Raw genomic sequence first — 7,752 nt, forward strand, 5'->3', positions numbered from 1 at the left:
ATGCCCCCCGCGCCGATCGGGGAGAGGATTTCGTAGGGCCCCAGGCGCGTCCCCGCCGCGAGCGTCATGGGACGGGTCTCTCCGCCGCGAGCGTGAGCAGCCACACCGACGACCCGCCGTTGGACCGGGAATACACGAGAAAGCTCCCGTCGGGAGCGATCGACGGCTCTTCCAGGAAGAGGCCGGATTCCGGGAATTGAGTCACCTGCTGGGGCGCGCCACCGTCCGCGGCCACGCGCCAGACGTTCCGGTGACTCGGCTGGTAGTAGACCCAGCGGCCGTCCGAAGAGACGAAGGAGTGTCGCAGCCGCTCGTCCGAGGACACGAGCACCCTCGGGTCGGTTCCGCTCGACGACGTCCGCATCAACCGGTACTTCCCGTCGCCGTAATCCGTGAAGGCGATCCATTTCCCGTCGGGGGACCAGACGCCGTCGAACTTGTCCGACGGCGTCCGCGTGATCTGCCGGGTCGCGCGGGCGGCGATCGCGAACGCCAAGACCTGGGTCCACCCGCCCACCGTGTTCACATAGAGGATTTCCTTGCCGTCGGGGGAGAACGGGCCCGAGTTCGCGAAAAGGCCGCCGATCGTCGTCAGCTCTTCGCTCTGGCTTCCGTCGGGCGCGACGAGCCAGAGGGATCCTTCTCCTCCCAGGTTCCGAAGGCGGGTCACCGCGATCCGGCGCCCGTCGGGGGACCAGTGCGGCTCGTTGATGCCGAGGTCCTTGCCGGGAAGCTCGATTCTCTCGGAGCGATGCGTTTCGCGATCGTAGACCCAGAGGTCTTCCGATCCGAGGCGGTCGCTTCCGTAAGCGATCTTCTTCCCGTCCGGCGAGACGGCGGGATAGCGGTCCAGGACGTGTCCCGTGTCGAGCGGCTCCTCCGGTCCGGACGGTCCGCTCCCGTCGGGACTCAGAGGAAGGCGCGTGAGGTTCATCGACCCTTCGAGCTCCGAGACCGCGATCACGCGGCCGTCGCCGCGGATGGCGGTGTCGCGGAGGATCCCGGTCATGACGGCGATCGGCACGGGCTTGCCCGCGACCCGTCCGTCGGAAACGGCGACCGTTTCGATCCGGGTGCCGCCCGATGGCTCCTGGTTGAGGTAGACGATCCGGCCGCTCTTCGCGTCCCACGCGTGGCTCGCGGCGCGCGCGACGAGCGAGCGCGGCTTGCCGCCGGAGGACGGGACGATGAGCAACTCGCCGTCGGGAGCCGTCTCGAAACTGATCCACCTTCCGTCGGGCGAATAATGAATCCGGGTGATCTCGAACGTCGAGGCGCGGGCGGCGAGGACGGTGCGCGGAGCGCCCCCGTCGGCGGGTATCTCGATGATCGAGCGGTGCGATTCGGGTCCGCTGACATAGGCAATGCGTTTTCCCGTCGGGTCCCAGGCGGGCGAGTTGGCGTCGGGCGCGAGCCTGCGCGCCTGGCCGCCGAGCGACGGCACGACCCAGAGGTCTCCGCCGAAGACCCGGAACTGGAACCCGAAGGCGGCGCCCGTTCGGATCATCCCGGTACGGGAGGAGCGGGTGGAAACGAACGCGATCGAGTTCCCGTCGGGGGAGAAGGCCGGCTGGAAGTCCTCGCCGGGGTCGTTCGTGACGTTGATCTCGTGCCCGCCGTCGACGCGCCGGACGTAGATCTCGAAATTGCCGCTCCGGTTCGAGGCGAAGGCGAGGAGCGTGCCGTCGGGAGACCACGCCGGCCATTCGGAGATGCCGGGATCGTGGCTGAACCGCGAAACTCCCGCGAGGGCCGGGCCTGCCGCCGGGGATTTCCGCAGCGCCGCCGATCCGAGCCACCCGACGAGCGCCGCGGCGACGATCGCGGCGGCGACGAGGGGCAGGGGCCCGCGGCGCCGCGCTTCCGGCGCGGCTGAGAGGGCGCCGGAGGAGACCGCGGCCGTACTCTCGAGCGCGACGGCGATGTCGCTCGCGGTCTTGAATCGCTGATCGGGTTTCTTCTCGAGGCAATGCCGCACGATCCGGTCGAGCGCGGGCGGAACGCGCGCGCCCGCGAGATCGAGCTCCGGCGGGTCTTCGCGCAGCACCGCCGTCATCGTCTCGGCGGCCGTCTCCCGCTGGAACGCGCGTCTCCCCGAGAGCATCTCGTAGAGGACCGCGCCGAACGAGAAGAGGTCGGAGCGGTGATCGACGGCGAGTCCCTTCACCTGCTCCGGCGACATGTAGCCGACCGTCCCCATCACCGTGCCCGGCTCCGTGAACGCCGAGACGGTCGGGGAGTGGGTCTCGTCGGCCGGCGTCGAACGGTTGGCCGCCGGCTTCGCGAGTCCGAAATCGAGGATCTTGACGCGCCCGTCGTTCGTCACGAAGACGTTGTCGGGCTTCAGATCGCGATGGACGATTCCCCGCGCGTGCGCCGCCGAAAGGCCCGCGCAGATCTGGCGGGCGACGTCGAGCGCGCGGCGCGCCGGCATGGACCCGTCCGCGAGCGTTTCGCGCAGCGTCTCTCCCTCGAGGAGCTCCGTGACGGCGTACGCGGTCCCGTCATGGTCGCCGAAGTCGTGAATCGAGAGGATGTTCGGGTGGTTCAGCGCCGCGACCGCGTGCGCCTCCCGCTCGAATCGCGCGAGCGCGTCGGTGTCTTTGGCGAGCGATTCGGGGAGGACCTTGATCGCGACGTCGCGGTGGAGCTTCGTGTCCTTCGCCTTGTAGACCTCACCCATGCCGCCCGCGCCGATCGGGAAGAGGATTTCGTAGGAACCCAGGCGCGTCCCCGCCGCGAGCGTCACCGGGGACCTCTCGTGCGCGCGGGCCCGCTCGCGCCGCGCGACGTCTCGCCATGGAGGAGTCCCCGCCGCCGTCTCATCGCGCGAGGTCCTTCAGACCTTCCGTGCCATGGAGGATCACGTCGATCCGCGCAGCGGCATCCGCCGAAGACGTCTTCTTGCGGATGATGTAGAAGCGCTTTCCGTCGGGGGCGACCTCGTAGTTGTTCGTGTACTCGGAGCCGCCGGGGTTTTCGATCGTGAAGAGCGGCCGACCGTCGCCATACGAGAACGTCGGCGACGTCCGAACCGGCACCGCCGTCATCGTGTAACCGGAGAGGTAGAAGAGCTCGGTGCCGTCGGCCGACCAGCGCGGCCGGAATCCCCCGTCGCGGGAGACCTGCCACCGACCGGAAAGGGTCGGATACGCCTGGACGTAGACCTGCTGCCCGCGCTCGTACTCGCCGGTATAGGCGACCCAGCGTCCGTCGGGCGAGATCACGGCGTTCATCTCCGGCGCTTCCGTCGCGAGGAAAGGCGTGACCGCGTGCGATCCGGACATCGTGATCGCGTCGACGTCGGCCCGATGGCCGGTGAGGCCGTATCGCGTCACGAGGAGCGTGGCACCTGCGGGGTCGAACGAATCGACCGAGATCGGGACGCTGTCGGTGAACTGGCAGAGCGTCTCCCGGACGCCGCGCCCGTCGGCGGCGGTCCGGAACAGCGCGTCGCCGGCCGTCGGGGAATACACCAGAGACTTCCCGTCCGGCGCCCACCGCGACGAGCCGGCTTTGCCGTCGGAGGTGAGCTGCAGCGCGTTTCCGTCGCCGATGTCGACGATCCAGATGTTGGTGTTGCGTCCCCCGCCCGGACCTTCCGCGATCGCGAGCCGGCGGCCGTCGGGCGAGAGCGCGAGGCTGTCGTACTGCCCGGGCGGGATCGCCGTGGGCGAGACCTTGCCCGTCCGGTCGATCGCCGCGATCTCGTCGGTGGCGCGCATCGAGAGGCCGAAGATCGCGGCGAGCGTGCCGTTCCTGGCGACGGCGACGAATACGACGCCGCTCCGCGGATCCCCCCCGATGCCGCGAATGACCGGCACGGGGGCATCCCGGATCTCCGCGCCTTCCGCGGCGTGCGCCCGCAGCAGATCCCCCGCGCGCCCGAGCAGGTATTCGTCGTGTCCGAGGCAGCGGAGGAAGCTCGCGCCGCGGTAGACGACCCGGCGATCCCGGCCGCCGATCGTCACCGCGTCGATCCGGGCGTCGTCGTAATCCCCCGGCTTGTCGCGCGTGCCGACCGTGAAGAAGACGGTCTTCCCGTCCGGCGAGATCTGCGGCCAGCGGTGCGTCCGCTCTCCGGCCGCGTCGTCCAGCGTCGTGAGCGGCTTCGGGGAGCCGCCCGCGGCCGGAACGGTCCAGAGCCCCGAGTTCACCGTCGGGGAGAAGACGATCGTTCCGTCGGCGCCCCAGGCCGTTCCGCGGCACCCGGCATCCTCCGCGAGATCGACCGGCGTGCCGCCGCCGACCGCGATCCTCCGGAGCTTGCCGCCGCCGCAGAACACGAGCGATTCGCCGTCCGGCGAGAAGGCAGGATCGAACCCGTCGTCCGTGCCCCGGATCGGCTGAGCCTCGTCGCCCCCGATCGGGCGCCGGTAGAGCATCGCCGCGTCCTTCGAGCGGCCGCGAAAGACCACGACGTTCCCGTCGGGGGAGATGGCGACGATCTGGGCCTGGTTCGGCGTGTCGGCGTCGAGGCGCACGCCGGCAGGGAGCGAGATCGAGAGCCTCGCGATTTCCGGGCGGGGAGCACGGGATTTCCAGACGGCGAACGCCGCGGCGGCGACGGCGGCCGCCGCGATCCCCCACGGAAGCCGCGCCGCGCGACGCCGGGGCGGTTCCGGTGCGGCCCGCCCGGCGGCCGCAGGCTCCGGTTCTCCGGCCTCGTCGAGCTCGATCCTCGCGTCCGCGGCGTCGTGCAGCCGGTTCCGCGGATCGCGCTCGAGGCAGCGGGCGAGGAGCCGCCGCACCGCGGGAGGGGTCCCGGCGGGGAGCGCGCTCCAGTCGATTTCCTGCCGGAGAACGGCGGCGAGCGTGTCGGAAACGGTTTCGCCGGCGAAGAGACGGCCGCCGGTCAGCATCTCCCACAGGACGACGCCGAACGCCCAGATATCCGCGCGGCGGTCGGCGGTCTTCCCGCGGGCCTGTTCCGGGCTCATGTACGCGGCGGTTCCGAGAATCATGCCCGCCTGCGTGCCGATCGAGAGCGTCGGCGAATGCGAGAGATCGGGAGAAGAGGACCCGGCTGCCGGATCGAGCGCCTTCGCGAGGCCGAAATCGAGGACCTTCACGTTGCCCGCCCCGTCGATCTTGATGTTGGCGGGCTTCAGGTCCCGGTGGACGATCCCCTTGTCGTGGGCGGCCTCGAGCGCTTCCGCGATCTGCCGCGCGATCGGCAGCGTTTCCTCGACGGGAACCGGTCCCGCTTCGATCCGGTCCTGGAGCGTCGGGCCCTCGACGAGTTCGAGGACGAGCGCTTTGGCGTTGGTCGAATCCTCGACGCCGTGGATTCCGGCGATGTTCGGGTGGTTGAGCGACGCGAGCACCCGCGCTTCCCGCTCGAAGCGCGCGAGACGTTCCGGGTCGGCGGCGAGCGATTCGGGGAGGACCTTGATCGCGACGTCGCGGTGGAGCTTGGTGTCCTTCGCCCGGTAGACTTCTCCCATGCCCCCCGCGCCGAGCGGGGAGAGAATCTCGTAAGAACCGAGGCGGGTGCCGCTGGCGAGACTCATCGCAAACCCGAAGTCCGCCGTCGGTTTCCGAAACCCCGGCGAAGGAGGAGTGAAGGGGGACGTGTCGCGCCGTACCCGCCTTTGCCGGCGCTTCGGCGCGGCGGATCGCCCATCCCTCCCGCGTCGAGCGGAGCGAGGACGTCGTCGGAGCCGAGGCGGGTCGCGTCTGCAAGAGTCACGAGCACCCTATTTTCTCGCGGCCGCGTTCCAGTCGAGGACGACGGTCATCGGCACGGCGACGCCCGCGTTGCCCGATCCCATGATCAAAAGCCGCTTTCCGTCGGGAGCGAGAAGGTATCGGTTTCGCGCGCGGCCGGCCGCGAGCGAGAAGGGAAAGAGCGCCTGCGGAACGCCCGCATCGAAATCGGCGCCGATTTTCACGTCCACCCGCATGAGTTTGGCGTCCCGCGAGACGTAATAGAGATCGTGCCCGTCGGGGCTCCAGACGGGCTGAGCGCCTCCGGCCGTGGAGATCTGCCACTTCCGGCCCGGCTCCGGGAACGCCTGGACGTAGACTTCTACGCGTCCCGATTCGTTGGATTGGAACGCCAGCCAGCGGCCGTCGGGCGAGAACGACCCCCCGAACGTCGAGAACGCGGAGGGGGAATAGACCTTGCCGACACCTCCCGTGGCGAGATCGGTCACGAAATGGGCGAAGACCGCGGTGCCCGCGCCCTCGTTCTGCTGGGCGGCGTAGAGCAGGCGGCGGCCATCCGGCGAGATCGCGATCGCCAGCTCGGTCAGGGCGGCGGGGACGAGGACCTTCTCGTCGGGCGAGTCGAGGGATTTCGAAATGATCGCCCACTTGCCGCCTCCCTCGTCGCGCGAGAAAAGAAGGCGCTTCCCGTCGGGAGTGAAGAGCGGGGCATAGTCGGGCTTCGCGTCCGTCGTGAACCGGGAGCTCACCCCGCGCTTCAGGTCTCGCAGCCAGATGTTCTGGCTCTTCCCTTCGGCGTTGTCGACGGCGAGCCACCGCCCATCGGGGGAGAGCGCCGGGTTGCGCCCGGTTCCGAGATCCGTTTCCGAATCCAGATGGCCGTTCGAAAGGTCGACCCAGGCCAGGCTGTTCTTCTCCGACTGCCCGGCGCGATAGACGAGCACGCCATTGCGCGAAGCCGAGAAGTCCGCCTGCCCGGCATTGTAGATACCGACGCCCTCCGCAACGGGAATCGGGTCGCCCCGCAGCTTCCCCGAGGAGGGATCGACCTTCTGCGCGATGAGCGTGTTTTCCCGAACGAACAGGAGCTCGTCGGGAGGAGCGAGCTCGACGCGCGAGAGGCCGCTCACCACCCGATGGACTCCGCCGCCTCCGAGCTCCGCGATCCAGACGCCGTTGTCGGCCTCCTTGCCGCCGTCGTTGATGAAGAGGAACCTCTTTCCGCCCGGAAGGAATTGCGGCCATGCGACGCCGGTCAGGCCTCTGGCGTTTCCCGCGACTTCGATCTTGGGAATCCCGCCGTCGGCAGACACCCGTCGGATGGGGTCGCCCGACGAGCCGTCGAAGAGGATCGTTCCGTCTTCGCTCCAGGTGCCGTCGCCGGGCGTCGGGCTGTCGCAGATCTTCTGCGGCGGGCCGCCGTCGACCGGGATCTTCATCATCTTGTTGCCGACGAAGTAGCCGATCTGGCGGCTGTCGGGGGACCAGAACGGCCGCACCAGCGTCGTCGCGCCCTCCGTTCCCGCGAGCGGCCGCGCCTCGATCGCATCGAGGGAACGCACCCAGATTTCGCTCTTTCCCTGCGCGTCGGTTCCGGCGAAGGCGATCTGCCGCCCGTCCGGGGAGACTTTCGGGGCGCCCATCACGGCGACACGGGAGGGTTGCATGATCTCGAAGCGCATGACGCGCTTCGGGGCAGGCATGCGGAGAACGAAGCCGATGCCGAGCGCGACCGCCGCCGCGGTGGCGGCGGCCGCGATCGTCCACGCGGTCCGTTCGCGGCTCCGTCGGCGCGCCACGACGACGGCGGGCGCCCCGGCCTGCGATCCTCCCTCGGCGATCCACTGGAGCTGGAGCTTGACGTCGTGCGCGGTCTGGAACCGGTCCTCCGGGTCCTTCGCGAGGCACGTGCGCACGACGCGATTCAGCGCCGGCGGCACCATCGGTGCGACCGACGAGATGGGTGCCGGCTCCTCTCGCATGATCGAGGAGATGAGCGACGCCTGACTCTTGCCGGTGAACGCTTTCCGGCCGGTCGCCATCTCGTAGAGCACCGCGCCGAACGCGAAGATGTCGGAGCGC

Annotated in this window: 3 protein-coding genes; all 3 read right to left on the minus strand. The window is 69.7% G+C overall.

Going from position 1 to position 7,752, the window contains the following annotated elements; all coding sequences use genetic code 11:
• Positions 1–64 precede the first annotated feature (64 nt).
• Positions 65–2,749 carry a protein kinase gene (locus VFS34_02495; protein HET9793305.1) on the minus strand — a complete coding sequence of 895 codons (2,685 nt, stop codon included), beginning with the start codon at positions 2,747–2,749 and terminating at the stop codon, positions 65–67.
• Between the two features lie 73 nt (positions 2,750–2,822).
• A complete protein-coding gene (locus VFS34_02500; GenBank protein ID HET9793306.1) occupies positions 2,823–5,513 on the minus strand; it encodes a protein kinase in 2,691 nt (896 codons plus the stop codon).
• Positions 5,514–5,699: 186 nt separating this feature from the next.
• Positions 5,700–7,752, minus strand: a 2,053-nt coding sequence (locus VFS34_02505) for a protein kinase (GenBank protein ID HET9793307.1), incomplete at its 5' end; no start/stop codon positions are given.

The sequence above is a fragment of the Thermoanaerobaculia bacterium genome (assembly GCA_035717485.1).
In the GTDB taxonomy this organism is placed as follows: Bacteria; Acidobacteriota; Thermoanaerobaculia; order UBA5066; family DATFVB01; genus DATFVB01.

Bases quoted from the DNA above. Each gene is read 5' to 3' on its own strand.
- VFS34_02500 (HET9793306.1), bottom strand. From the start codon at position 5,513: ATGAGTCTCGCCAGCGGCACCCGCCTCGGTTCTTACGAGATTCTCTCC.